This is a genomic window from Pseudomonas sp. TE24901 (assembly GCF_054058375.1).
In genome coordinates, this window is sequence record NZ_JBSSAF010000007.1 from 38,918 (window position 1) to 65,376 (window position 26,459).

Annotated in this window: 25 protein-coding genes and 1 riboswitch; of the genes, 8 read left to right on the top strand and 17 right to left on the bottom strand. The window is 62.0% G+C overall.

Going from position 1 to position 26,459, the window contains the following annotated elements:
* Positions 1-35: 35 nt before the first annotated feature.
* The gene (locus tag ACVWVP_RS15375) at positions 36-470 is read right to left on the bottom strand and encodes a MarR family transcriptional regulator (RefSeq protein WP_457406966.1); all 435 of its coding nucleotides are present in this window, start codon (positions 468-470) and stop codon (positions 36-38) included.
* A gap of 121 nt (positions 471-591) precedes the next feature.
* A complete protein-coding gene (gene recQ, locus ACVWVP_RS15380; RefSeq protein WP_178919814.1) occupies positions 592-2,718 on the bottom strand; it encodes a DNA helicase RecQ in 2,127 nt (708 codons plus the stop codon).
* A 275-nt stretch (positions 2,719-2,993) separates the two neighbouring features.
* On the opposite strand from recQ, the gene ACVWVP_RS15385 reads away from it, so the two are divergent.
* From ACVWVP_RS15385 to ACVWVP_RS15395, 3 genes are all read left to right on the top strand, one after another.
* Entirely contained in the window at positions 2,994-3,581 is a 588-nt protein-coding gene (locus tag ACVWVP_RS15385) for a UPF0149 family protein (RefSeq protein ID WP_178919815.1), read from the top strand.
* A gap of 20 nt (positions 3,582-3,601) precedes the next feature.
* Entirely contained in the window at positions 3,602-3,991 is a 390-nt protein-coding gene (locus ACVWVP_RS15390; RefSeq protein WP_178919816.1) for a YbaN family protein, read from the top strand.
* A gap of 136 nt (positions 3,992-4,127) precedes the next feature.
* Positions 4,128-7,598: a hybrid sensor histidine kinase/response regulator gene (locus ACVWVP_RS15395; RefSeq protein WP_178919817.1), complete on the top strand. Its 3,471-nt coding sequence runs from the start codon at positions 4,128-4,130 to the stop codon at positions 7,596-7,598.
* Positions 7,599-7,703: 105 nt separating this feature from the next.
* Here ACVWVP_RS15395 and rmuC read toward each other — a convergent pair whose 3' ends face one another.
* Entirely contained in the window at positions 7,704-9,182 is a 1,479-nt protein-coding gene (rmuC, locus tag ACVWVP_RS15400) for a DNA recombination protein RmuC (protein ID WP_372339899.1), read from the bottom strand.
* A 61-nt stretch (positions 9,183-9,243) separates the two neighbouring features.
* Positions 9,244-9,567 (bottom strand): sel1 repeat family protein, encoded by a 324-nt coding sequence (locus tag ACVWVP_RS15405; RefSeq protein WP_457406971.1) that lies wholly within the window; start codon positions 9,565-9,567, stop codon positions 9,244-9,246.
* A gap of 454 nt (positions 9,568-10,021) precedes the next feature.
* On the opposite strand from ACVWVP_RS15405, the gene ACVWVP_RS15410 reads away from it, so the two are divergent.
* The 4 genes from ACVWVP_RS15410 (at position 10,022) to ACVWVP_RS15425 (ending at position 13,188) form a co-directional block, all read left to right on the top strand.
* Complete coding sequence (locus ACVWVP_RS15410; protein WP_178919818.1) at positions 10,022-10,327, top strand: hypothetical protein; 306 nt, start codon at positions 10,022-10,024, stop codon at positions 10,325-10,327.
* Positions 10,328-10,771: 444 nt separating this feature from the next.
* Entirely contained in the window at positions 10,772-10,996 is a 225-nt protein-coding gene (locus ACVWVP_RS15415; RefSeq protein ID WP_005790139.1) for a hypothetical protein, read from the top strand.
* Between the two features lie 276 nt (positions 10,997-11,272).
* Entirely contained in the window at positions 11,273-11,755 is a 483-nt protein-coding gene (locus tag ACVWVP_RS15420) for a hypothetical protein (protein WP_176996221.1), read from the top strand.
* Between the two features lie 146 nt (positions 11,756-11,901).
* Entirely contained in the window at positions 11,902-13,188 is a 1,287-nt protein-coding gene (locus ACVWVP_RS15425; RefSeq protein ID WP_457406976.1) for an OmpP1/FadL family transporter, read from the top strand.
* A gap of 65 nt (positions 13,189-13,253) precedes the next feature.
* On the opposite strand, the gene ACVWVP_RS15430 is transcribed toward ACVWVP_RS15425, so the two are convergent.
* The 13 genes from ACVWVP_RS15430 to cobO all read right to left on the bottom strand — a co-directional run bounded on the left by ACVWVP_RS15430 (position 13,254) and on the right by cobO (position 24,698).
* Positions 13,254-13,805, bottom strand: coding sequence for a glutathione peroxidase (locus tag ACVWVP_RS15430; RefSeq protein ID WP_457406979.1), 552 nt, complete (start codon positions 13,803-13,805; stop codon positions 13,254-13,256).
* A gap of 150 nt (positions 13,806-13,955) precedes the next feature.
* Positions 13,956-15,164 (bottom strand): MFS transporter, encoded by a 1,209-nt coding sequence (locus ACVWVP_RS15435; protein ID WP_372339900.1) that lies wholly within the window; start codon positions 15,162-15,164, stop codon positions 13,956-13,958.
* A gap of 53 nt (positions 15,165-15,217) precedes the next feature.
* Positions 15,218-15,622, bottom strand: a complete 405-nt coding sequence (locus ACVWVP_RS15440; RefSeq protein WP_178919822.1) for a MarR family winged helix-turn-helix transcriptional regulator — start codon at positions 15,620-15,622, stop codon at positions 15,218-15,220.
* Positions 15,623-15,664: 42 nt separating this feature from the next.
* Complete coding sequence (locus ACVWVP_RS15445; RefSeq protein WP_457406984.1) at positions 15,665-16,393, bottom strand: adenosylcobinamide-GDP ribazoletransferase; 729 nt, start codon at positions 16,391-16,393, stop codon at positions 15,665-15,667.
* A 2-nt stretch (positions 16,394-16,395) separates the two neighbouring features.
* A complete protein-coding gene (gene cobC / locus ACVWVP_RS15450; RefSeq protein ID WP_457406987.1) occupies positions 16,396-16,971 on the bottom strand; it encodes an alpha-ribazole phosphatase family protein in 576 nt (191 codons plus the stop codon).
* The gene (cobT, locus tag ACVWVP_RS15455; protein WP_457406990.1) at positions 16,968-18,023 is read right to left on the bottom strand and encodes a nicotinate-nucleotide--dimethylbenzimidazole phosphoribosyltransferase; all 1,056 of its coding nucleotides are present in this window, start codon (positions 18,021-18,023) and stop codon (positions 16,968-16,970) included. The genes cobC and cobT overlap by 4 nt, the downstream gene beginning before the upstream one ends.
* Entirely contained in the window at positions 18,020-18,541 is a 522-nt protein-coding gene (gene cobU, locus ACVWVP_RS15460) for a bifunctional adenosylcobinamide kinase/adenosylcobinamide-phosphate guanylyltransferase (RefSeq protein ID WP_457406993.1), read from the bottom strand. The genes cobT and cobU overlap by 4 nt, the downstream gene beginning before the upstream one ends.
* 175 nt (positions 18,542-18,716) lie before the next feature.
* Positions 18,717-20,168, bottom strand: coding sequence for a cobyric acid synthase (locus tag ACVWVP_RS15465; RefSeq protein WP_457406996.1), 1,452 nt, complete (start codon positions 20,166-20,168; stop codon positions 18,717-18,719).
* The gene (gene cobD, locus ACVWVP_RS15470; RefSeq protein WP_259172925.1) at positions 20,165-21,154 is read right to left on the bottom strand and encodes a threonine-phosphate decarboxylase CobD; all 990 of its coding nucleotides are present in this window, start codon (positions 21,152-21,154) and stop codon (positions 20,165-20,167) included. The genes ACVWVP_RS15465 and cobD overlap by 4 nt, the downstream gene beginning before the upstream one ends.
* Positions 21,147-22,055, bottom strand: coding sequence for an adenosylcobinamide-phosphate synthase CbiB (cbiB, locus tag ACVWVP_RS15475; protein ID WP_176996231.1), 909 nt, complete (start codon positions 22,053-22,055; stop codon positions 21,147-21,149). Before cbiB ends, cobD begins: the two co-directional genes overlap by 8 nt.
* The gene (bluB, locus tag ACVWVP_RS15480; RefSeq protein WP_178919829.1) at positions 22,052-22,702 is read right to left on the bottom strand and encodes a 5,6-dimethylbenzimidazole synthase; all 651 of its coding nucleotides are present in this window, start codon (positions 22,700-22,702) and stop codon (positions 22,052-22,054) included. Before bluB ends, cbiB begins: the two co-directional genes overlap by 4 nt.
* Positions 22,699-24,090, bottom strand: a complete 1,392-nt coding sequence (locus ACVWVP_RS15485; protein ID WP_457406998.1) for a cobyrinate a,c-diamide synthase — start codon at positions 24,088-24,090, stop codon at positions 22,699-22,701. Before ACVWVP_RS15485 ends, bluB begins: the two co-directional genes overlap by 4 nt.
* Positions 24,087-24,698, bottom strand: coding sequence for a cob(I)yrinic acid a,c-diamide adenosyltransferase (gene cobO / locus ACVWVP_RS15490; RefSeq protein ID WP_025855821.1), 612 nt, complete (start codon positions 24,696-24,698; stop codon positions 24,087-24,089). Before cobO ends, ACVWVP_RS15485 begins: the two co-directional genes overlap by 4 nt.
* A 79-nt stretch (positions 24,699-24,777) precedes the next feature.
* A riboswitch (cobalamin riboswitch) is annotated at positions 24,778-25,035 on the bottom strand.
* A gap of 99 nt (positions 25,036-25,134) precedes the next feature.
* On the opposite strand from cobO, the gene ACVWVP_RS15495 reads away from it, so the two are divergent.
* Positions 25,135-26,448, top strand: coding sequence for a PQQ-dependent sugar dehydrogenase (locus tag ACVWVP_RS15495; RefSeq protein ID WP_457407000.1), 1,314 nt, complete (start codon positions 25,135-25,137; stop codon positions 26,446-26,448).
* Positions 26,449-26,459: the final 11 nt, after the last annotated feature.

A 26,459-nucleotide genomic window follows, 5' to 3' on the forward strand; every position in this document is an offset into this window, starting at 1 on the left:
CCGCTCCCACATTTTGATCTTCACTGAATCAGGGGTCAGGACTTTTCCAGGTTCGCCAGGATATGCGCATGCACGCGCATGCACACGCTCAAATCGGCTTCGTCCACCCCCACAAACAGTTCATGACGCAGGGCCGTGGCAATGGTTTCGATCTGTTCGATCAACGGACGGGCTGTGTCACACAGCAGGATGCGCTTGGCACGGCGGTCTTCCACCACCGCCTGGCGTTGCACCAGGCCCTGGCCTTCGAGGCTGTCGAGCAGCCGCGCCAAGGTCGGCCCTTCTACACCGACACTCTGTGCCAGTTCCCGCTGGGTGGGGGCATCTTCGAAACGGGCCAGGTGCAACAGCACCAGCCAACGTGCCTGGGACAAACCCAGCCCCGCCAAACGGCGGTCCAGTTCGGCACGCCAACCTCGGGACATTTGCGCCAACTGCATGCCAAAGCGGTGTTGATCGGTTAACGGCATAAAAAACTCATGGTTTAGACTGAAAATAAAGTGTGGCTAATTATTAGTCAGCTAAGCATGAGCCATGCCAGTAGGCAAGAGTTGCTATGTACTGATTCGTTACATTGTCGTAATTGGCGCACTAAATTTCGAATTCAGACTGTAAAGCCGCCCGTACACAGTACAAAACGCCCTCAGGAACACGACCCGTAAACAGTGGCGCAACCTCCGCGACAGGTGGCAATTCGCCTTCTCCGTCAAGGAAAGCGTCCTGGATTTCACCGAGCAAATCCTCCGGCAAATCAAGGGCCTGCTCCAGGGAGAGCTGCTGCTTGCCGATGGATTCGGCCAACAGGGTGTAGACGTTTTTTTCCGAGCATTGCAACTGGCCGGCGATCTGGATCGGGGTCATGCCGGCGCGTGCCAGGCTGATCAGCTCGTGGCGGATATCGGCGACTTCCTTCGGTGCTTCGGCCTGCCCGCCGAGCACTTCCAGGAACGCCTGGCCGTAGCGCTCCAGCTTGCGTGCACCCACGCCGCTGACCCGGGCCATCTCGGCCATGGTGGTGGGCTGTTCGCGCAGCATTTCGAGCAAGGTGGAGTCCGGGAAAATAACGTAGGGCGGCACGCTGTGTTCCTGCGCCAGTTTGCGCCGCAGGGTACGCAAGGCTTCCCACTGTTCGCGCTCTTCGCCTCGTACCAACTGGCTAGCCTGGCTGGTGCTGCTCTTGACGGTGGTTTGCGGCTTGAGGTCGCGGCGCAGTTCAAGACTCACTTCACCCTTGAGCAACGGCCGGCAATTGTCGTTCAAGCGCAGCCCGCCATAACCTTCGATGTCAATGTCGACCAGATTGCGTGCAACCATCTGCCGGAACAACGAACGCCACTCGCCTTCCGCACGGGCTTTGCCAATGCCATAGACCGAAAGTTTTTCGTGGCCAAAACTGCGAATTTTTTCGTTGTCCTTGCCCAGCAACACATCCACCAGATGGCCCACCCCATAGCGTTGGCCGGTGCGGTGAATGGTCGACAACGCCTGGCGCGCCGGTTCGGTGGCGTCCCAGGTCTGCACGCCATCGATGCAGTTGTCGCAATGCCCACAGGGCTCGGGCATGTCTTCGTCGAAATACGCCAGCAAGGTCTGGCGACGGCAGCGGGTCTCTTCACACAACGACAGCATGGCATCGAGCTTGTGCTGCTCCAGGCGCTTGTGGCGCTCGTCGCCTTCGGAGTTCTGCAGCATCTGCTTGAGCATCACCACGTCCTGCAGGCCGTAGACCATCCAGGCATCGGCCGGCAGGCCGTCACGGCCGGCGCGACCGGTTTCCTGGTAGTAGGCCTCAAGGGACTTGGGCAGGTCCATGTGGGCCACAAAACGCACGTTGGACTTGTCGATCCCCATGCCAAACGCAATGGTGGCAACCATGATCAGGCCTTCCTCGTTGAGGAAACGCTTCTGATGGTAGGCCCGCAGGTCATTCGGCAACCCCGCGTGATACGGCAACGCCGGGTAGCCCTGCTCGCAGAGGAAGGCTGCCACTTCATCGACCTTTTTGCGTGACAGGCAGTAGACGATACCTGCATCGCTGCGCCGTTCGGACAGGAACGCCAGCAACTGTTTGCGTGGCTGCTCCTTGGGCACGATGCGGTAGAAGATGTTCGGCCGGTCGAAGCTCGACAGGAAGCGCTCGGCATTCTGCAAATGCAGGCGCTCGACGATTTCTTCGCGGGTACGCTTGTCGGCGGTGGCGGTCAGGGCGATGCGCGGCACATCGGGAAACAGCTCCGCCAACTGCCCCAGTTGCAGGTATTCGCGACGGAAGTCATGGCCCCATTGCGAGACACAGTGAGCCTCGTCGATGGCGAACAGGGCGATTTCCAGGCTCTGCAGGAACGCCAGCATGCGTGGCTGCACCAGGCGTTCGGGAGCCAGGTACAACATCTTCACTTCACCGCGCTTGATCCGCGCGGCCAGGTCGCGCTGTTGTTCGGGGCTGAGGGTGGAGTTCAGCGAGGCCGCAGCGACGCCGAGTTCTTCAAGGGTGGCCACCTGGTCGTCCATCAACGCGATCAGCGGCGACACCACCACGGCCAGGCCGTTGCGCAGCAGGGCCGGCACCTGGAAACACAAGGACTTGCCGCCACCGGTAGGCATCAGTACCAGGGCATCGCCGCCACTGGCCACGCGCTCAATGATCGCACCCTGGCGGCCACGAAAACTGTCGTAGCCGAAGATGTCCTTGAGGACGCGTTGAGCCTGCTCGAGCATGTAAAACTCCAAAATGGTGCCGAAATCCCACTGTACAGGCTGGCTGAGAAAACGCGTCTGCACGGCAAATAATCCGTAAGCGAAGTTTTCTCGGATTGGCCTTGGCCTGCCGGGGCATCACAAAACGCGGCAGTATACCCGAGCGACACCCGGCAAAGGGCGCCGCTGACGAATAGCGACCACTCTCTAAAACCTGGCAAATATGCAGTGCGGCTGGCCTGGGCGCTCAAGAAGGCCTAGAATTCAGCATCGTTTATTCCCAAGGTAGTCCTTCAATGTCCTTCGCTGAGCAACTAACCCGCCTGCAAGCCTTCCTCGACGCCGATGAGCTGCATGACGAGGCGCTGGACTACGTGGCCGCCCATGGCTACCTGACCGCCCTGTCGATCTGCTCCGAAGTCGTGCCCGACCGCGAATGGATCGACGCGCTGTTCGCCGAAGAACCGCACTACACCGACGCTGCCCAGCGTGAAGAAATCGAATCCACCCTGCTGGCCCTCAAGGCCCACATCGGTCGCCAGCTGGCTTCCGACGAGGAGTTCGAGCTGCCATGCGAGCTGGACCTGGGTGACGAGCCCGATGATTCCGACCTGCGCGGCTGGTGCATCGGCTTCATGGAAGGTGTGTTCCTGCGCGAAGCCGCCTGGTTCGAAACCGCCGAGGAAGAAGTCAGCGAAATGCTGCTGCCGATCATGGTGGGTTCGGGCCTGTTCGACGACCAGCCGGAGTTCTCCGACATCGCGGCCGACGCCAATCTGATGGACGACATGATCGTTCAGATCCCGGAAGCCCTGACCGCCCTGTACCTGCTGTGCAACGCCCCTGACGAAAAACCGGCGATCCTCAAGCCCCGTCACCACTGAGTCGCTTGCCCGTGACACCCATGGGCAACCGTCCTCTGCTCCTGCGTTACGCCCTGCTGGCCATCGGCTGGCTGAGCGTGGCGCTGGGAGTGATCGGCATTTTCCTACCGGTATTGCCGACCACGCCCTTCCTGCTGCTTGCCGCCGCCTGCTTCGCCCGAAGCTCTCCGCGCTTCTACCACTGGCTGGTGGAACACCCGCGCCTGGGGCCGTGGATCCGTGATTACCTGGACGGCAACGGCATCCCGCTCAAAGGCAAGGTCTACGCCATCGGCTTGATGTGGCTGAGCATCGGCCTGTCCTGCTACCTGGTGCCACTGCCCTGGGCCCGGGGCTTCATGCTGACCAGTGCGGTGCTGGTGACGATCTACATCCTGCGCCAGAAAACCCTGCCACCCCGCCCACGGTAGACACCGGCTTTTGCAGGAACCAGTCCCCACACAAGCCCTGCACACGACCTTGGTCGACACTGACTAACCCCAAGCATCATGCGAGACTGTGCAACCGGGCCTGGAATGCCTGGGTGTTTTTATGCTCGGAGTTACCATGACGCTGTCCAGCGGGCTGATCGCCGCCGTTGCCCTGGCCTATATGGCCATTATGTTTGCCATCGCCTTCTACGGTGACCGCCGCCGTGCGCCGCTGCCACCGCGTATGCGTGCCTGGGTGTACAGCCTGTCGCTGGCGGTCTACTGCACCAGCTGGACCTTCTTCGGCGCCGTAGGCCAGGCCGCCGAACAGCTGTGGGCGTTTTTACCGATCTACCTCGGCCCCGTGCTGTTGCTGGTGTTGGCGCCCTGGGTGCTGCAGAAGATGATTCTGATCAGCAAGCAGGAAAACATCACCTCCATCGCCGACTTTATCGCCGCGCGCTACGGCAAGTCCCAATCCTTGGCTGTGGTGGTGGCGCTGATCTGCCTGGTCGGCGTGCTCCCTTATATCGCCTTGCAGCTCAAAGGCATCGTGCTGGGCGTGAACCTGCTGATCGGCTCCGGCCCCGACACCACCGGTACTCGCGCCCAGGACACCGCGCTGATCGTGTCGCTGGTGCTGGCGCTGTTCACCATAGTGTTCGGTACACGCAACCTCGACGCCACGGAACACCACCGCGGCATGGTACTGGCCATCGCATTTGAATCCCTGGTCAAGCTGTTCGCGTTTCTCGCCGTCGGCGCGTTTGTGACCTACGGCCTCTACGACGGTTTCGGTGACCTGTTCAGCCAGGCCATGCTCGCGCCTCGGCTGGAGGAGTACTGGAAAGAAACCATCAACTGGCCCTCGATGGTGGTACAGACCGGCGTGGCGATGATGGCGATCATCTGCCTGCCCCGGCAGTTCCATGTGACGGTGGTCGAGAACATCGACCCGCAGGACCTGCGCCTGGCCAAGTGGGTGTTCCCGGCGTACCTGATCCTCGCCGCACTCTTTGTGATCCCCATCGCCCTCGGCGGCAAGATGATGCTGCCGGGCTCGGTGTTGCCGGACTCCTACGTGATCAGCCTGCCCATGGCCGAAGCGCACCCGGCACTGGCGGTGCTGGCGTTTATCGGCGGCGCCTCGGCGGCCACCGGCATGGTGATCGTGGCAAGCATCGCCTTGTCCACCATGGTGTCCAACGACATGCTGCTGCCGTGGCTGCTGCGCCGTTCCAGCGCCGAGCGGCCGTTCGAGGTATTCCGCCACTGGATGCTGTCGGTACGCCGGGTCAGCATCGTGATCATCCTGCTGCTGGCCTATGTGAGTTACCGCTTGCTCGGCTCCAGCGCGAGCCTGGCAACCATCGGCCAGATCGCCTTCGCCGCCGTGACCCAGCTGGCACCGGCCATGCTCGGCGCACTGTACTGGAAACAGGCCAACCGGCGCGGTGTGTTTGCCGGGTTGGCTGCGGGAACATTCCTGTGGTTCTACACATTGGTCCTACCGGTGACGGCGAAAAGCCTGGGATGGTCTCTGAGCCTTTTCCCAGGGCTGACGTGGATGCACTCACACCCGCTGGGCTTGTCCGTCACCTCACTGACCCTCGGCACGGTGTTCTCCCTGGCAGGCAACTTCACACTGTTCGTATGGGTGTCGATGCTGTCGCGCACGCGGGTATCCGAACACTGGCAGGCCGGGCGCTTCATCGGCCAGGAAATCAGCCAGCGTGCCAGTGCCCGCTCGATGCTGTCGGTGCAAATCAGCGACCTGCTCAGTTTGGCTGCACGGTTCGTTGGCGAGGAGCGCGCCCAACAGAGCTTTATCCGGTTCGCCTATCGCCAAGGCAAAGGTTTCAACCCCAACCAGAATGCCGATAACGATTGGATCGCCCACACCGAACGCTTATTGGCAGGTGTGCTCGGTGCGTCCTCGACCCGCGCAGTGGTGAAAGCCGCCATTGAAGGGCGGGAAATGCAGCTCGAAGACGTAGTACGCATTGCCGACGAAGCGTCGGAAGTACTGCAGTTCAATCGGGCGCTGCTACAAGGCGCCATCGAGAACATCACCCAGGGCATCAGCGTGGTCGACCAGTCGCTCAAGCTGGTGGCGTGGAACCGCCGTTACCTGGAGCTGTTCAACTACCCCGAAGGCCTGATCAGCGTGGGCCGGCCGATTGCCGACATCATTCGCTACAACGCTGAGCGTGGCCTGTGCGGGCCGGGCGAAGCCGAAGTGCATGTGGCGCGGCGCCTGCATTGGATGCGCCAGGGCCGTGCGCATACGTCCGAGCGTCTGTTTCCCAATGGCCGGGTGATCGAGCTGATTGGCAACCCGATGCCGGGCGGCGGGTTTGTCATGAGCTTCACCGACATCACCGCGTTCCGTGAAGCCGAGCAGGCACTCACCGAGGCCAACGAAGGCCTTGAGCAACGGGTGACCGAGCGCACGCACGAGCTTTCGCAGCTCAATGTGGCACTCACTGACGCCAAGGGCGTGGCCGAGTCCGCCAGCCAATCCAAGACCCGTTTTCTGGCCGCCGTCAGCCATGACTTAATGCAGCCGTTGAACGCGGCCCGGTTGTTCTCCGCCGCCCTCTCCCACCAGAACGACGGGATGTCCAGCGAGGCCCGGCAACTGGTACAGCACCTGGACAGCTCGCTGCGCTCGGCCGAGGACCTGATCAGCGACCTGCTGGACATTTCACGCCTGGAGAACGGCAAGATCAATCCGCAGCGTCAACCCTTTGTGCTCAACGAGCTGTTCGACACCCTGGGCGCGGAGTTCAAGGCCTTGGCCCAGGAGCAAGGCTTGCGCTTCCGCCTGCGTGGCAGCCGTTTGCGGGTGGACAGTGACATCAAGTTGTTGCGCCGGATCCTGCAGAATTTTCTCACCAATGCCTTCCGCTATGCCGACGGCCCGGTACTGCTCGGCGTACGTCGACGCAAGGGCGAACTGTGCCTGGAAGTGTGGGACCGTGGCCCTGGCATCCCGCTGGATAAACAGAAGGTGATCTTCGAAGAATTCAAGCGCCTGGACAGCCACCAGACCCGTGCCGAGAAAGGCCTGGGGCTGGGTTTGGCGATTGCCGACGGCCTGTGCCGGGTGCTCGGCCATCGCTTGAGCGTACGTTCGTGGCCGGGCAAAGGCAGCGTGTTCAGCGTGCGCGTACCGTTGGCGCGCAACCAGGCGAATCTGCAGGTCAAGGCGGCGCAGGAAAACGGCCTGCCATTGAGCGGCGCACAGGTGCTGTGCGTGGATAACGAAGAAAGTATCCTGATTGGCATGCGCAGCCTGCTCACCCGCTGGGGCTGCGAGGTCTGGACCGCCACCGACCAGGCGCAATGCGCTGCGCTGTTGGCCGAGGGGATGCGCCCACAACTGGCGCTGGTGGATTACCACCTGGACCAGGGTGAAACCGGCACTGAACTGATGGGGTGGCTGCGCGCGCAACTGGCGGAGCCGATTCCGGGCGTGGTGATCAGTGCTGACGGCCGCCCGGAAATGGTCGCTGAAGTGCACGCCGCAGGTTTGGATTACCTCGCCAAACCCGTCAAACCCGCTGCGTTGCGTGCGTTGTTGAGTCGGCATTTACCCCTATAGGCCGGTCCGACTCGGTCAAATGTGGGAGCTGGCTTGCCTGCGATAGCGGTCGTGACAGATCCACCGCTATCGCAGGCAAGCCAGCTCCCACATCGACCGCATTGTTTATTCGGGGAGATGGGCGACGCCGTCGGCGTCGGTCATGGCACGCTCCAGCAGATCGGCAGGAAGGCTTTTGCTCGCGCGGGCACCCAGCAGCCGCAGTTGCTCGGTACGGCTGACCAGGTTTCCGCGCCCATCGGTCAGCTTGTTTCGCGCAGCGCTGTAGGCCTTGTCCAACTGCTGCAGGCGGTTGCCCACTTCATCCAGGTCCTGGATAAACAGGACGAACTTGTCATACAGCCAGCCGGCACGCTCGGCGATTTCCCGGGCGTTCTGGCTCTGGCGCTCCTGCTTCCACAGGCTGTCGATCACCCGCAGCGTGGCGAGCAAGGTGGTAGGGCTGACGATCACGATATGGCGGTCAAACGCTTCCTGGAACAGGTTGGGTTCGGCTTGCAAGGCAGCGGAGAATGCAGCCTCGATAGGGACGAACAGCAACACGAAATCCAGGCTGTGCAGGCCTTCCAGGCGTTTGTAATCCTTGCCGGCCAGGCCTTTGACGTGATTGCGCAGGGACAGGACGTGCTGCTTGAGCGCCGCCTGGCCAATCACCTCATCATCCGCGCCCACATACTGTTGATAGGCGGTGAGGCTGACCTTGGAGTCGACCACCACCTGCTTGTCACCCGGCAACATGATCAGCACGTCCGGTTGGAAACGCTCGCCGTCCGGGCCCTTGAGGCTGACCTGGGTCTGGTACTCGCGGCCCTTCTCCAGGCCGGCGTGTTCCAGCACGCGCTCAAGGATCAGCTCGCCCCAGTTGCCCTGGGTTTTCTGGCCCTTGAGGGCACGGGTGAGGTTGGTGGCTTCGTCCGACAGGCGCAGGTTCAGTTGCTGCAGACGTTCGAGTTCCTTGGCCAGGGAGAAGCGCTCGCGGGCTTCGTTCTGGTAGCTCTCTTCGACGCGCTTTTCAAAGGATTGAATGCGCTCCTTCAGAGGGTCCAACAGCTGCCCGAGGCGTTCCTGGCTGGTTTCGGCGAAGCGCTGCTCGCGCTCATCGAAGATCTTGCCGGCCAGTTCAGCGAACTGCGCGCGCAGCTCGTCCCGTGAACCTTGCAGGTCGGTGAGGCGTTGTTGATGGCTTTCCTGCTGTTCACGCAGCTCCGCGCTCAGGGCCGCCGCCAGCGCGTCGAGGCGGCGCAGTTCGGTGTCCTTGGCGCTGCGGTCGAGGTTCCAGGCATGCGCCGCGTCGCGGGCGTTGTCGCGGTCGATCTGCAACAGCTCGACCTCGCGGCGCACAGCGGCCAGGTCCGCCTGCTTGGCCGCGTTGGCCTGGCTCAGGTCGCTGATCTCGTCACGACTGGCATCCAACTGGGCCGCCAGCCCTTCCTGGGCCATTTGCGCCATGGCCAGGCGCTCTTCGAGCAACTCCCAACCGCTCATGCGCGCGCTCAGGCGTTGCTGGAGCTGCCAGCACAGGGCCAACAACGGCACCGCTGCGCCAGCAAGACCCAAGGCAATACTGGTCCAGTCAAAAGCCATAGCCATTTCTGCCATTACCGAAAAAGTGCAAGGTTAACCAAGCGCGGGGCGAGAGGACAGCTCAGTCTTCGACCTGGCCCAGCTCGCGTTGGGCGCGGCGATCACCGGCGCGGGCGGCCAGGCGCAGCAGGTCGTGACCGATGCGGCGGTCGCGGGCGTTGCCGCATTCACGGCACATCAACTGGCCCAGGCGGCTTTGGGCAGCTACCACACCTTCACGGGCCGGCTGCTTGAGCAAGCGCCCGGCGAAGTGTTTGACGTTGGTGTTATGGCCCAGGCGCGGGCTGTCGAGCAACCACAAGGCAACTTTCAAGGAGATACGCTTGGGTGCGGTAACAGTTTGAGGAGTGTCGGTAACAGAAGGTGATACTGAGCGAAACTTCATAAAGCACTGTGGGACAGAACGGAAGGCGCGCCACTCTACTCTTTTTTTCGTACAGGTAAAGCTGAAAAAACCCTGCACGCCCGTTCTAGAGCAAGCGCTCGGGACAATCCACAGAAGCTGTGGATAACTCAGTGGACAACCCCCCTTTAACTCTCGCAAAGGCCCATGGAATGGGGGCCGCAGTCAAACTGACGATTTTTTCACCAATAAAAAAAAGCGAGATTTTTCATTGACTTAAATTTCCTTTGCAGGCAATTGGCGGCCCTTCATCGTACTTGACAGCGTGGTTACACACGCCGCAACTAATGTGCACAAGTACCCACCTGATGGTTATATCGTCGGCGTTTTTTGATCCGACACGGTGGAAAATGTTACCGGCGGGCCAAACCGAGGTGCTTTTCAAATCCGCGCCGGCTCGCCACACTGCTTCACCCACACAACCCTGTGCGACTCGATGAAAGGAATTCTGTTATTCGCCCTGTTGCTGCTGGCGGTCTGCGCGATATCGCTGGGCATCAATGCCGTGCTGCCCTCCCCCGATGGCGCCTTGTTCGCGATTGCCATCCTGCTGTCAGCCGCATTTACCGCCGCGAGCCTGTGCATCGAGTTGGGTGACGGCCGAATCAACGACATGCGCGACGTGATGAAGGTGGTCGAGACCGGCCAATCCTTGCGCCTGACCCTGGCCGCCTACGGGCTGGGCTGCTCGCTGGCAGCGGCGATCACGGTACTGGTCTATCGCGGGTTACTGGGCGCCTGATTAAATTATTTTGACTAGCACACTTTCTTTCCTTGTTTCAATCCGTTACTATCCGCCGCGTTAGTACCAAGCTGAAAGTCAATTCTGGTCGAACAAGTCCCCTGAACAACACGGGATCGACCACCTCGATGGTTTCCAGGTATTCCTTGCGACGACACAGCCTTTGAACAAGCAAAGGGTGTCGCGAAGTCTCAATACTCTGACCGAACCAACCTGCAAATTGATCAGGATCTTCACCCCGGGCCCAGAACCTTTGCCCCTGTTGTGTTGCCTGCCCTCCTAAGTACCTACCTGCCAGCCCAAGCGCGCCTAACTTATCAGCGCTTCAAACTGGCTGCTTTGTTCCAGTCGGGTTCTTCGTTTGATCAATGGTGATCAACGTTACTGGAACGTTTTAACGTTGCACGGTTCTTAATCCGTGTCATTTGTAGGAACACCCATAACATGAACGCTCAAATCCACACTCAGGATGCCATTCGCACCCTCACCAACGCTTTTGCCCCAATGAACTGCCTGATCATGGCCGCTCGCAAAGGCTGCTTCAGCTTCACCCTGGTCAACGAACACGGCATCGCTCGTCACAGCGAACGCCTGTACCCCGATCAATACTCCAGCGCAGAACCGCTGCAGGCCGTGATCGAGCGTACCCGTCAGGCCCTGACTGCCTGACCGACCCGAGTGGCTGAAACACAAAAACCCTGCCTGAAAAGCAGGGTTTTTTATTGCCCGAAATTCAAGGTTTGAGCATTTGTACTAAGGCCAAATTGATATAAACGTTATAACTAAATGAAGAAGATGTTTTAAAAACAGTCCTTTACATCACAAATATGACACTACACTTCAACTCAAGCGGCATGATCCGCTTGCGACGAGCCTGAGATCCGATCCCCTGCTGCCAAGCCCCCTCTCAGGCTTCGTCGACCACTTTCACGGATTGAGGCTTGTATGGGTATCGCTGCCAGTGAATTGTGTCGTTATGTGATCAGGCCCACGCTGAAGTACCTGGGCCGGGATGATCAAGCGGCCGAATCCTTGCTGCTGGGCATTGCTGCCAGCCAATCGGAACTGGGTTCCGCCCTGCACGATCGGCGCGGCCATGGCCTGTACAGCATCACCGAACCTCGTCACCGCGCACTCTGGGACGACTACCTGGCCCTGGACCCCGAGCGCGCCAGCCTGGTGCGGGGGCTGGCCAGCCAGCATGCATTTCTCAGCGCCCCCCAACTTGAACTCACCGTTAACCTGCGTTACGCCACCGCCATCGCCTGGCTGCTCGTTGAACAGCACACCCGTGCATTGCCCGCACCTGGCGATGTTCTGGCGATGGCGCGTATCTGGAAAGAAATTTTTCATCCACAAGGAAGGCTGCGCGATTTCACTCAAGCCTGGCAAACCTGTGTTTCACCCATGAATCAGGTCACTTGTTGATCAGGCGTTTTGCAAGATTCGGCTAAAAACGTTGATTTTGGTCGGATTGTCCTACAAAACCGCTCTATCTCCTGCATTACAGCCTATAGCGCGAACTTAAATTTATTGTTACTTTCCGCAGCGGTGATCACCACGGAGTTCTAATAATGAAAAAAGTAATGCTCAAGACCACACTTAGCCTCGCCGTTGCCATGGCATCCTCCCACCTGTTCGCAAGCGGTTTCGCACTGAACGAACAGAGCGTCAGCGGGATGGGTACGGGTTTCGCAGGTCGCTCTTCTTCTGCCGATGATGCAAGCACTGTTTACGGTAACCCTGCCGGTATGGCTCGCCTGAATGGCCAGCAGATCACGGGCGGTGTTGCGGCCATCGATGCCTCGACTGACATCAGCGACACCGGCGGCAACTCTCGCGGTTCCAACAAAGGTGACATGGTTCCGTTCACCGCGGTGCCATTTGGCTTCTACACCAACAAACTCAATGATCAGTGGGCCATCGGCTTCGGTGTCTACGCACCGTTCGGCCTGGTGACCGACTATGAAAGCGGCTTCCAGGGCCGTGGCTTCGGCAGCAAGAGCGAAGTGAAGGTCATCACCTTCCAGCCGACTGTCAGCTATGCATTCAACGACCGGGTTTCCATCGGCTTTGGCCCAACCATCAACCGGATTTCCGGCGTGCTGGAGTCGGACAAGACCCTCAACCCGGCCGTCAGCGACACCAATGTCAAAATCAAGGGTGACGATACCGCCCTGGGCTTCAACGTCGGCGTGCTGGTTCAAGCAACCGATACCACACGCGTGGGCTTGACCTACCACTCGAAGGTCAACTACAAGCTGGACGGTCACACCACCGTCAGCGGTCCGGCCGCTACACAGCCGTTCCTGCGCAACAACCGTTACGACGCTTCGCTGAAAATCGAAACGCCTGAATCCTACGATCTGTCGGTCACTCAAGACCTGACCGACGCCTGGAAACTGTACGGTGGTGCCACTTGGACACGCTGGAGCCGCCTGAAGGAAATCACCGTCAATAACGAAGGTGTGACCGCTGCTGCAGGCGGTGGCCTGGCACCAAGCCAGCTGACCGCGATCACCGAGAAACAGGACTGGCACGACACCTGGGCCTACGCCGTGGGTACTTCGTATCAGTTGACCAAACAGGTGGTGCTGCGTACGGGTCTGACTTTCGACCAATCGCCTACCAACAACACTGATCGTTCGCCGCGCATTCCTACCGGTGACCGTACAATCTTCAGCGTGGGCCTGGGCTACAAAGTCATGGATAACATGACCATCGACCTCGCCTACTCCTACCTGAAGGAAGAAGACGTCAAGGTCAATCAGACTGCTGCTGCTCCGTCGACCGCCAGCTACCGCGCCAAATACGAAAACAGTGCCAACGGTTTCGGCCTGGGCATGACCTACACCTTCTGATTCAGACCGGTGTAAAAAAGCCCCGCTCTCCTGCAAAGGAGGCGGGGCTTTTTAGTGGTCGATGATCAGGGTTTTGAAGCCAACGCCTGCTCCACCGCCTGTATCAGGTCCGGACTGTCCGGCTTGGTCAGGCTGGAGAAATTGGCAATCACCTTACCCTGGCGATCCACCACGTACTTGTAAAAATTCCACTTCGGCGCACTGGTCTGCTGCGCCAGGATCTTGAACAGATGCACCGCATCCGGCCCCTTGACCTTCTGCGGCTCCGTCATGGTAAAGGTCACGCCGTAGTTCACGTAACACACCTTGGCCGTCTCTTCGCCGGTCTTGGCTTCCTGCTTGAAGTCATCGGACGGCACGCCAATCACTTCCAACCCCTGGCCCTTGTAGCGTTGGTACAGGGCTTCGAGGCCTTTGAACTGCGGCGCAAAACCACAGAAGCTGGCGGTATTGACGATCACCAGCGGCTTGCCGGCGAAGCGCTGGCACAGGTCGATAGATTCCTTGGCGCGTAACTTGGGCAGTTGGCCTTCCAGCAACGGCGGGCAATCGGCGGCCATGGCCACGCCGCCAAACGCAGCCATCAGGACGGGTACAGCGAGCCAACGCTTCAGCATGGGGAGTGTCCTTGCAAGAGTTCAGGCAATGAACTTAACAGATCGACATACCCAGTTGCATCAACGCCAGCCCGCCGTGCTGCCAACCCCACCAAGCGAGGAGCAGCAACAGCACGGCCGCCACAGGCAGCAGAAACCGCAACGCTACACTCATGCCGCCTCCAGTTGGGTTTGCAAGCGCGCCACTGGCCGCTCACGCACTGGCCAGTTCAACGCGGCAGCGAGCAGGCTCAGCAGGATCGCCACCTGCCAGATCAAATCGTAGTTGCCGGTTCGATCATAGACCACCCCGCCCAACCAGCCGCCGAGAAACGAACCCAACTGGTGGAACAGGAACACGATCCCACCGAGCATCGAGAGGTTTCGCACACCAAACAACGTCGCAACCGTGCCGTTGGTCAGCGGCACGGTGGACAGCCACAAGAAGCCCATGGCCATGCCAAACAGGTAGGCCGTAACTTCGGTCACCGGCGCCCACAGGAACAACACGATCACCACCGCGCGCAGCAGGTACAACGCGGTCAGCAAGCGCGGCTTGGACATGCGCCCGCCCAGCCAACCCGCGGTGTAGGTGCCAAACACGTTGAACAGGCCGATCAACGCCAACACTGTGGTGCCGACGGTCGCCGGCAGGTGCTGGTCCACCAGGTAAGCCGGCAGGTGCACGCCGATAAACACCACCTGGAAACCACACACGAAAAAGCCGAAGGCCAGCAGCCAGAACCCGGAATGGGAGCAGGCCTCTTTCAAGGCTTCGCGCATCGTCTGCTGACCGACCACCACGGGCAGCGGCCGGTCCTTGAGCATGGCCACCAGCGGCAGGATCAGCGCGACCATCATGCCCAGCGCCAACAGCGCCGCCGACCAGCCCAGCCAGCCGATCAAACCGAGGGTGCCCGGCACCATGGCGAACTGGCCGAAAGAACCGGCCGCGCTTGCAATGCCCATGGCCATGCTGCGCTTCTCCGGTGGCACGGCACGCCCCACCACGCCCAGAATGACCGAGAACGATGTGCCGGAAAGGCCGATACCGATCAACAAACCAGCACTCAAGGACAACGACCACGCCGAGTCGGACATGCCCATCAACACTAGGCCTGCGGCGTACAGCACGCCCCCGACAAACACCGCCTTGGTCGCACCGAATCGGTCGGCCAGGGCACCGGTGAACGGCTGCGCCAGGCCCCAGATCAGGTTCTGCAAGGCGATGGCGAAAGCAAAGGTTTCGCGACCCCAGCCAAATTCGCTGCTCATCGGTGCCAGGAACAGGCCGAAGCCGTGCCGCACGCCCAAGGACAACGCCAGGATCAGCGCACTCCCCAAAAGAACCCAGCCACTGGTGCGCCACATCGAGGTCATTTCTTATTCTCCGCCGCGGGTATATACCCGCTTGTGTTCGAACAAACCCGCCTTCAAGCGAGTTCGTCCAGCAAGGCCAACAGGGTTTCGCGTTTTTCCGCGCCCAGTTGATCGATCAATTTCTGCTGCGCCGCTTCCCACGCCGGCAATGCCGCCGCCAGCCGTTCGATGCCGGCGTCCGTCAACAGCACCAGGCGGTTGCGCAAATCATCGCCTTCAACCAGCTGCACCAGGCCCTCACCTTCCAGCACCCGCAGGTTTCGACCCAGGGTGCTGCGGTCCAGGCCCATGGCTTCGGCCAGGCTGGAAATACTCGGCTGGTCGAGACGCTGCAAGTTACACAGCAAAGAATACTGGGCAACGTTGATCCCGAAGCCGTCGAGAGCGCCGTCGTAATACCTGCTGACGCCACGGGCGGCGCGACGCAGGTTTGTGCATAAACATTGGGAGGCAAGCATGGAGCGTGTATATACCCGGGATTAAGGAAATGCAAGAAAGTGTTACAGGGCCAAGCCGACCAGCACCGCCACTTCCAGTAGCTCCAGCAGCGCGCCGGCTGTGTCGCCGGTGGTGCCACCGAGGCGATTGACCATCAATTGGCGCAGCCCCACGAAGCAGAGGGCAGCGAGCAGCACGGCAATCCCGCCGCTGAAACCACCGATCAGGATGCACGCCAGGCCGCTGAGAATCAGCACCTGGTGACCGACCAGCCTGGGTAAATGATCCGACAGCGCCTGACCCAATCCGCCGGCCCGCACGTAACGCGTGGTGAGGAACAACGCCAACAGCGATGCACGCCCGATCAACGGAGCCAGGATCAACGCCGCGCCGTTATGCTGCTCGATCAACGCCACCAACGCAGTGAACTTAAGCAGCAACACCAACCCCAGGGTAACCACGGCAATCGGGCCACTGCGCGGGTCTTTCATGATCGTGAGCGTGCGCTCGCGGTCACCAAAGCCGCCGAGCCAGGCGTCGGCGCTATCGGCCAGACCGTCCAGGTGCAGGCCGCCGCTGAGCAGGACCCAGGCGGTCAGCAACAACGCGGCGTGCAACAACAGTGGCGCGCCCATCAGCGCCGCATTCAGCCCCCACAGCAGCACGCCGAACAGCAAGCCGACCACCGGATAAAACAGCAGTGAACGCCCCATTTCCTGAGGCTGCGGCATGCCCGGCAGACGAATCGGCAGGCTGCTGAGAAATTGCAAGGCGATCCAGAACGGCAGCATGTCTACTCCACTTCCTTGAGCTGGCCGCCTGCCGCGACCTGCAGGCGGAACAATCCGCCATGGCCGACTTCGACATTCAGCAACTGTTCACGAGGCAAACCCCGCGCCTGCGCCAGGAGTAAACGCATCACCCCGCCGTGGCTGATCAACAACACCCGCTGCCCGGCATAGGCCTGATGCAAGCGTGCGACGGCGCCCAGGACCCGGCGGGAAAAGTCACTCACCGGTTCCCCATCAGGTGGCGTGAAGCCATAAGGATCGGCCCAGAACAGCCCAAGCCCTTCAGCATCCGTGTCCATCAGCGCCGCAGCACTCAGCCCTTCCCAGGCGCCGAAGTGCAGCTCTTGCAGGTCTGGCTCCAGGCTCACCGGCAGGTTCAGGCGTTCGCCCAATTCCTCGGCGAAACGCGCACAGCGTTGCAGCGGCGAACTGACCAAACGGTCCCACGGCCCTTGCTGCAACACGGCGGCACGCATCTGCGTCCAACCGGTGGCCGTCAACGCATCGTCCAGGCTGCCGCGCAGGCCGCCGCCCAGTTCGGTTTCGCCGTGACGCAGCAGGTCCAGGTGCAAGGTCATGCCGGGCGGTCTGCCACGGCGGCTTCGGCGAAGGTCGCCATCTGCCCGTGCAACGCACACGCCAGGCGCAACAACGGCACCGCCAGCGCCGCACCGCTGCCTTCGCCCAGGCGCAGGCCCAGGTCCAGCAGTGGCGCCGCCTCAAGGGTTTGCAGCACATGACGATGGCCCGGTTCGGCACCCCGATGGCCAAACACCAGCCACTCGCGACATGCGGGGTTCAGGCGAGTCGCGACCAGCGCCGCCACGCTGCAGATAAACCCGTCCACCAGCACCACGATGCCTTCCTGGGCACAGGCCAGGTAAGCGCCAACCAACGCGGCGATTTCAAAACCACCCAGGTTGAAGAGGGTCTGCAACGCATCGCCGCGCTGCCCCGCATGCAGGGCCAATGCACGCTCGATCACCGCCACCTTGTGGCTCACACCCTGGGCGTTCAAGCCGGTGCCTGGGCCTGTCAGGTCGCTGACCTGGCACGCCAGCAACGCACACGCCAGCGCGCTTGCCGCCGTGGTGTTGCCGATCCCCATCTCACCGCCGATAAACAGCTGGGCACCGCTTTCCAGCGCACGGTGTGCGCTGTCGCGGCCGGCTTGCAGGGCGAGCCGTCCCTGAGCCTCGGACATTGCCGGGCCGTTGACGAAATTGGCAGTGCCCGCACCGATGTTCAGGTGGCGCACGCCAGGCAGGTTCAGTGCAGGCGTTACCGTGCCCAGGTCGACCACTTCAAGCCGCGCATCCAGTTGCCGCGCCAATACGCTGATGGCCGCACCGCCGCTGACAAAGTTGTGCAGCATCTGCCCGGTGACTTCCTGCGGGAAAGCCGACACCCCCTCCGCCACCACCCCATGGTCACCGGCAAAGATCGCGATCCACAGTGAATCCACCGACGGCTTGACCCTGCCCTGCAAGCCGGCCAATTGCACCGCCAAGGCTTCCAGCTGGCCGAGGGAACCGGCCGGTTTGGTCAATTGCTGCTGGCGCGCCAGCGCTTGGGCGTGCGCCGAGGCGTCGAGGGTTTTGCAGGGGTTGAGCCACCAGGAGTCAGTCATAACGCAGTACCTTTCAAAGTCAGGGGCAGGCCGGCGACCGTCAGGACAACGCGCTGACACCGCTCGGCCAAGGCTTGATGCAGCCAACCGGCTTCATCCACATAGCGGCGAGTCAATTCGCCCAGCGGCACGACACCCAGACCGGTCTCGTTGCTGACAAAAATGATTTCCCCCGGCAGCGCAGCCAGGGTGTCCAGCAGGTGATCGCGTTCGACCGCCAGGCGCCCGGCGTCTTCGAGCATCAGCAGGTTGGTCAGCCACAGGGTCAGGCAATCCACCAGCAGGCACTGCCCAGTGGCCGCGTGTTCGCGCAGTACGCGCGCCAGTTCAAGCGGTTCTTCGATCAACCCCCAGTGGTCGGGGCGGCGCTGGCGATGCAGGGCGACACGTTCATTCATTTCGCCGTCCAGGGGTTGGCTGGTGGCGATATAGGTGACCGGCAGGCCACTGTCGCTGGCGAGTTTTTCGGCCAGACGGCTTTTGCCGGAGCGGGCGCCGCCCAAAATCAGTTGGTGCATGGAGTTAGGCCTTGTTTCGCCGATTGGATTTTCGAAACTGCCCCATTCCTATAGGGGAGCGGGCTTGCTCGCGAACGCGCTGGTTCAGTCAAAGCATCTGTAACTGAGAGACTGCATTCGCGAGCAAGTCGAATCGTCGCACCGCCGCTCCCACATTTGGGTCGTGTGCGCACCGTCAAATCCCACATAGCGTGCGCAGCAACTCGGTATCCAGATGGTTTTCCACCAGGTCCGCCAGGCGCTCGATATCACGTTCGCGCAGCGCGTGGTAATCCACCTCCTGCACATCCACCAGCCCGGCCCAGCGCAGCAAGGCGCTGCACGCCGCGGGCGTTTCAAACAGCCCGTGCAGGTAAGTGCCGAGGATTTGCCCGTCCGCGCTTTGGGCGCCGTCGCTGCGGCCATCGTCCAGTTGCACAGCGGCGTGCAACAGGGCATCGCCCGTCGTGACGCCGGCGTGAATCTCATAGCCGCTGACTTCGGCGTCTTCGAGCAGCAAGCGCCCGCGTACGTTGCGCAGCTGTTTTTCTGCTTCGAGGGTCGTGCTGAACGCCAGCAGCCCCAGCCCTTCGCTGGAACCGGCAGGCCCTTCCAGGCCCAGCGGGTCGTGCACCTGCTCACCGAGCATCTGCAAGCCGCCGCAGATGCCGAGCACCTTGCCGCCGTAGCGCAGATGCCGCGCCACGGCGTTGTCCCAGCCATTGGCACGCAGGTACGCCAAGTCGGCGCGCACGCTTTTGGAGCCCGGCAAAATAATCAGGTCGGCAGCCGGAATCGGCTGACCCGGGCCGACAAACTGCAAGTCCACCTGGGGATGCAGGCGCAGCGGGTCGAAATCCGTGTGGTTACTGATACGCGGCAACACCGGCACCACCACCTTGAGCACCTGTGCAGCCTTGTCGATCTGGCGCTTGTCGATACCGTCTTCGGCTTCCAGGTGCAAGTCCATCACATAGGGCAACACGCCCACCACCGGTTTGCCGGTGCGGGCCTCGAGCCAATCCAGGCCCGGCTGCAACAAGGCGATATCGCCACGAAAACGGTTGATGATGAAGCCCTTGACCCGCGCTTGCTCGGTGGGCGACAACAACTCCAACGTGCCGACCAAATGGGCAAACACGCCGCCGCGATTGATGTCGGCGATGAGCAGCACCGGGCAGTCCACGGCTTCGGCGAAGCCCATGTTGGCGATGTCATTGGCACGCAGGTTGATCTCTGCCGGGGAGCCGGCGCCTTCCACGATCACCACCGGGTAGGCTTGGCTCAACCGCGCGTGCGAGGCCAGCACCGCCTGCATCGCGATGGCTTTGTAGTCGTGATAGGCGACCGCGTTCATGCTGGTGACCGCGCGGCCATGGATGATGACCTGGGAGCCGATGTCGCTGTTGGGCTTGAGCAACACCGGGTTCATGTCGGTGTGGGGTGCCAGGTTGGCGGCCTGGGCCTGCACGGCCTGGGCGCGGCCGATTTCACCGCCCTCGGCGGTCACGGCACTGTTGAGCGCCATGTTCTGCGGTTTGAATGGCGCGACCGCCACCCCTTGGCGGACCAGCCAGCGGCACAGGGCGGTCACCAGGGTGCTTTTGCCGGCATCGGATGTGGTGCCCTGCACCATCAATGTACTCATGAAGCTTCCTTGTAGGCGGCCAGGGCCTCATCGAGGCGCAACCAGTCGGCCTCGGTGTCGGGCAAGCCGAAGCGCAGGCTGCTGTCATGGACAAACAGCCGCAGCAGGATCCCGCGCTGGGCCATGAATTCGTGCATGCGTTCAGCGTGGGGCGTGATCAGCCATTGAAACAACGCACAGCCGCCCTGGGGCTGGAAGCCGTGGCGTTCCAGCAAGGCAAACAGACGCTGGCCCGCCTCGATGCAACGTGTGCGTTGGCGCGCCTGACCGGCAGTGTCGCGCAGGCACACCTGACCCAACACGCGCGTCGGCCCGCTGACTGCCCAGGGGCCGACCTGTTCAGCCAGCAACTTGAGCAGCTTGCGTTCAGCCAGCACAAACCCCAACCGCACCCCGGCCAGGCCGAAGAACTTGCCAAACGAGCGCAACACGATCAGGCCAACCTGGTGGGCCTGGCCCGCCAGGCTCAATTGAGGGGTGACGTCCATGAAGGCTTCGTCCACCACCAGCCAACCGCCGCGCTGGGCCAATCGCGAATGCCAGTCGAGCAGGCGTCGTGGGGTCAGGCTCAGGCCGGTGGGATTGTTGGGGTTGACCACCACCAGTACATCGAGGCCATCAAGAAAGAAGTCGACTTCCTGCTCCTGCACCTCGCGCACCACATAGCCGGCGCGACGCCAGGCTTCGGCGTGTTCGGCATAGCACGGCGACAACACGCCGACTTTGCCGGCGCGGCGCAGGCGTGGCAGCAACTGGATGGCCGCCTGGGAACCGGGCACCGGCAACAGGTGCGCAGCGCCGTAGTATTCGCTGGCGGCCTGCTCCAGGCCGTCATCGGTTTCGGGCAAGCGGGCCCAGGCGCGCAACGGGATCTCCGGGATCGGCCACGGCCAGGGCGCGAGGCCACTCGACAGGTCGAGCCAATCGGCCTCGGCAATCCCGTACTGAATCGCTGCCTTGCGCAGCCGGCCACCGTGTTCAAGCATAGAATTGCGCCCCCGCGCACAGGATCAGCAGCCACAACCATACGCCGCGCTGCACCAGTTGCCAGCCCCGGTCGATGGAATCGGCATCCGCCGCCGGGCCTTCGCCCAATTGCGGGCGATGGTGCACTTCACCGTGATAGATCGCAGCGCCGCCCAACTCCACACCCAAGGCGCCGGCACCCGCCGCCATCACCGGGCCGGCGTTGGGGCTATCCCAGGTGGGGCCCTGGGTGCGCCAGCATTTGAGCGCCAGGCGAGTCTTGCCGAGCACGGCGTAGGTCAACGCCACCAGGCGTGCGGGAATGTAGTTGAGCACGTCGTCGATCTTGGCCGCAGCCCAACCGAAACGCTCGAAGCGTTCGTTGCGATAGCCCCACATGGCGTCGAGGGTGTTGCTCAAGCGGTAGAGCACCACGCCCGGCACGCCGGCGACTACAAACCAGAACAGCGCGGCAAACACCGCGTCGCTGCCGTTCTCCAGCACCGATTCGGTGGCGGCGCGGGCGACTTCGGTGCTGTCCAATTCGCTGGTCTGGCGGCTCACCAGGTAGCTGACGCGTTTGCGCGCTTCGTCCAGGTCATCGCTGCGCAAGGCCTGCGCCACCGGAATCACATGCTCGCCGAGGCTGCGCATGCCGAGGGCGCAGTACAACGCGAGAATTTCCAGTACCCAACCGATATACGGCGCCCACGACAGCGCCGTGGCCAGCAGGGTCAGCGGCACCACCGCGATAAACCACGCGGTCACGCCATGGCTGCGCCAACCGCGCCCACCGGTGTTGAAACGTTGCTCGATGCGCCCGGCGAAATTGCCGAACGCCACCAGCGGATGCCAGCGCCTGGGCTCGCCCAATAGCGCATCCAGCGCCACCGCAGCGACACACAGCAAGGCCACACTCATTGACTCACTCCCCACGCATTCTCATACAACATGTCACTCAGCGGCCGAGGCTCGGTCCAGCCTTCGAGCTGCAACATCGGTGCCGGATAGAACTCGGCCACCGGCCCCAGGCACAGCACCGCCAGGGGTTTTGCGCCAGGCGGCAAGCCCAGCAGATCGGCCAGGGCCTGGGGCTCGAACAGCGAGACCCAGCCCATGCCCAAGCCTTCGGCACGGGCCGCCAGCCACAGGTTCTGGATGGCACAGGACAGCGAGGCCATGTCCATTTCCGGCAAGGTACGACGGCCGAAGATATGGCGCTCGCGGTCATCCATCAACGCCGCGACCAACACTTCGGCACAGTCGTGAATGCCTTCGACCTTGAGCTTCATGAATTCATCGGAGCGTTCGCCCAATGCCTCGGCGGTGCGTACGCGCTCTTCTTCCACCAGTTGTTGAATCTGCCCACGCAGTTGGCGGTCGCTGATACGGATAAAGCGCCAGGGTTGCATCAGGCCGACGCTGGGGGCCTGATGGGCAGCCTGGAGCAAACGGTGCAGCAACTCAGGGGCAACGGTGCCGCCGCTGAAGTGGCGCATGTCGCGGCGTTCGGCGATGGCGCGGTAGATGGCCTGGCGGTCGGCTTCGGGGAAGGCGTTGTCAGTCATGGCCTCTTCGCGGGCAAGCCCGCTCCCACATTGGATGGGGTTTCAACTCGGTACATTGTGGGAGCTGGCTTGCCTGCGATGGCGGCCTCCCGGTCTGGCGCAAACAATGCCGCAACCGCCACGGGATTGGATGGAAAATAGAAATGTACGTAAGACGCGGTCATGCGGCCTTGCCGGTAGACCGCCTCGGCACCACGCCCACCGTTGGGGCTAAGGCCACGGGCAATCGGCTGCCACTCGGTGGTCGTGAGGGAGTGGTGATAGGTATGGCCGCGCAGCGTGCCTTCGGGCAGCTCGACATTCTGCAGGGCCAGGGCCGCGAGTTTCTTCTGCATCACGGCATCGCCTTGCAGCAGGCCCACCAGTTCGGCGCGGACGCCATCGACATCGGTCAGCGAGTCGAGCAGGTACAGCATGCCGCCGCATTCAGCGAGCAAGGGTTTGCCGGCGGCATGGTGAGCGCGGATGGCTTTGAGCATCGGCGTGTTTTGCGACAGTGCCTGGTGGTGCAACTCCGGATAGCCACCCGGCAGGTAGAGGCTTTCGGCGTCTGGCAATTGGTGGTCATGGATCGGCGAGAAGAAGTGCAACTCGGCACCCATCGCGCGTAGCAGGTCGAGACTGGCGCCGTAGGTAAAGGCGAAGGCTTCGTCGCGGGCCACAGCAATACGCACGCCTTCGAGCAACGGCTCGGCCACGATCACTTCGGGCGCGGCAAAGGTGACCGGAGGCGGTAAGGCGACTTCGCAGCTGCTGCCCAGTGCTTGAGCGGCGGCATCCAGGCGCACATCGAGATCATTCAATTCGCTGGCTTGCACTAGCCCCAAGTGTCGGCTGGGCAGTTCGATCCCGGTTTCGCGGGACAATGCGCCATACCAGCGCAAGCCTTCAGTCAGGCTGCCTTCCAGCAACTGCGCGTGGCGCAAGGTGCCGACGCGGTTGGCCAGCACGCCGGCAAACGGCAGGTCCGGCTGATAACGCGCCAGACCCAGGGCCAGGGCACCGAAGGTCTGGGCCATGGCGGTGCCGTCGATCACGCCCAGCACCGGCACACCGAAGTGCCGCGCCAGGTCGGCGCTGGAGGGCGTACCGTCGAACAGGCCCATCACGCCTTCGATGAGGATCAGGTCGGCCTCGCCCGCCGCTTCCCACAACAGGCGGCGACTTTCCTGCTCGCCCACCATCCACATGTCCAGCTGGTACACCGGCGCACCGCTGGCACGCTCGTGGATCATGGGGTCGAGGAAGTCCGGGCCGCACTTGAACACGCGCACCTTGCGCCCCAGGTTGCGGTGCAAACGGGCCAGCGCGGCGGTGACGGTGGTTTTGCCCTGGCCGGACGCCGGTGCGGCGATCAAGACGGCCGGGCAATGACGGGGCTGATTCAAAGTTCGACGCCCTTCTGTGCCTTGATACCGGCCTGGAACGCGTGCTTGAGCATGCCCATTTCGGTGACGGTGTCGCCCATTTCGATCAATTCGGGTTTGGCGCCACGGCCAGTGACCACCACGTGTTGCATCGGAGGTCGGGCTTGCAGGTCGCTGAGCACCTGGTCCAGGTCGAGGTAACCGTGCTTGAGGGCGATATTCAGCTCATCCAGCACCACCAGGCCGATGGCCGGATCTTGCAGCAGTTCGCGGGACACCGCCCAGGCGGCTTCGGCGGCGGCAATGTCGCGCTGGCGGTCCTGGGTTTCCCAGGTGAAGCCTTCGCCCATGACGTGGAAACGCACTTGCTCGGGGAAGCGGCGGAAGAACAACTCTTCACCGGTGCTGTTACGCCCCTTGATGAACTGCACCACGCCGCACTGCATGCCGTGGCCCATGGCCCGGGCCAGCATGCCGAATGCGGAGCTGCTCTTGCCTTTGCCGTTGCCGGTCAATACCAGCAACAAACCGCATTCATTGGGGGAGTTTGCGATGCGCTCGTCGATCACGGCTTTTTTGCGCAGCATGCGCGCCAGGTGACGTTCGTCGCGGTCGGGGGAATCGGTCATGGCAGCTCTCCGTTGGGGCTGGACAAAAACGGCGGGCAGGGAAAAGAAAATACAGACAGCCAAGCATCGCCCACCGTGATGCTGTTGGATGCTCCGGGCCGGTCTCCGGGCTCATGAGTGGCGCCCTGCCCTTGTGAAAAGAGCGAGCAGACCGACGTTGCGCCTTCCCATATCGCGCGCGATACAGTGGCAAAAGGCAGCGTCTTGACTCATTTACCGTTGCGGGGGCAGCGCCGGAATCGCGGCAGCACTGTGTACAAGTGCGCTCACTCACCGGCTTCCCTGTTTCACCCTGTCGACGCATACGCCACAGAGCACCTGGAACAAGCCGCGAAGGTTAGTGGGTTGGGGGTGGAGCGTCAATTAAAGCCGGCCTCGCACTTGAACCATCGGACCGCCGTACTCCTCTACCCTTACAGGTATTCAGGAGAACACCATGCATAAAACCAGACTCGCCTTACTGATCATGCTCGCAGGCACCCTCGCCGCCTGCGGTGAAAGCTCAACGTTGCAGGTGTCGGACGGCACCGGTCCTTCGCCCAAGTTGCCCGAACCGAACAAGACACTGATCCCCACCGTCAACATCGCCCCGGCGATCGGCTGGCCTGATGGCGCAAAACCAACGGCCGCCGCAGGCACCCAGGTGGCCGCGTTCGCCGAAGGGCTGGACCACCCGCGCTGGCTGTATGTACTGCCCAACGGCGATGTGCTGGTGGCCGAAACCAATGCGCCGCCCAAACCGGATGATGCCAAGGGGATTCGCGGCTGGGTCATGGAGAAGGTCATGGGCCGCGCCGGCGCGGGTGTGCCGAGCCCGAACCGCATCACACTGCTGCGCGATGCCGACCACGACGGCGTTGCCGAGACGCGCACAGTGTTCCTGGAGAACCTGAACTCACCGTTCGGCATGACCCTGGTCGGCAACGATTTGTACGTGGCGGACTCGGACCAACTGCTGCGCTTCCCCTATCAACCGGGCGAAACTACGATCAAGGAAGCCGGCACCAAAGTGGTCGACCTGCCAGGCGGCAGCATCAACCACCACTGGACCAAGAACGTAGTAGCGAGCAAAGACGGCAGCAAACTGTATGTGAGCGTCGGCTCCAACAGCAACGTCGGCGAAAACGGCCTGGAAGCGGAAGAAGGTCGGGCGGCGATCTGGGAAGTGGATCGCGCCTCGGGCCAGCACCGCATCTTCGCCTCAGGCCTGCGCAACCCGAATGGCATGGCTTGGGAGCCGCAGACGGGCAAGTTGTGGACGGCGGTGAATGAGCGTGACGAGATCGGCAGCGACTTGGTGCCGGACTACATCACGTCGGTCAAGGATGGCGGCTTCTACGGCTGGCCTTTCAGTTATTACGGCCAGCACGTGGATGTGCGCGTTTCGCCGCAGAACCTGGACCTGGTGGCCAAGGCCATCGCGCCGGACTATGCCGTGGGCCCGCATACGGCATCGTTGGGGCTGACCTTCGCAGAGGGCAACAAACTGCCGGCGCAGTTCAGCAACGGGGCATTTATCGGCCAGCATGGGTCGTGGAACCGCAAGCCACACAGTGGCTACAAGGTGATCTTTGTGCCGTTCGAGGGGGGCCAGCCCAAAGGGCAACCGGTGGACGTGCTGACGGGGTTTCTCGATAAAGATGAGAAGGCCATGGGGCGGCCGGTGGGTGTGGTGGTTGATCAGCAGGGGGATTTGCTGGTGGCCGATGATGTGGGGAACAAGGTGTGGCGGGTGTCGCCAGCCAAATAAATACAAAACCC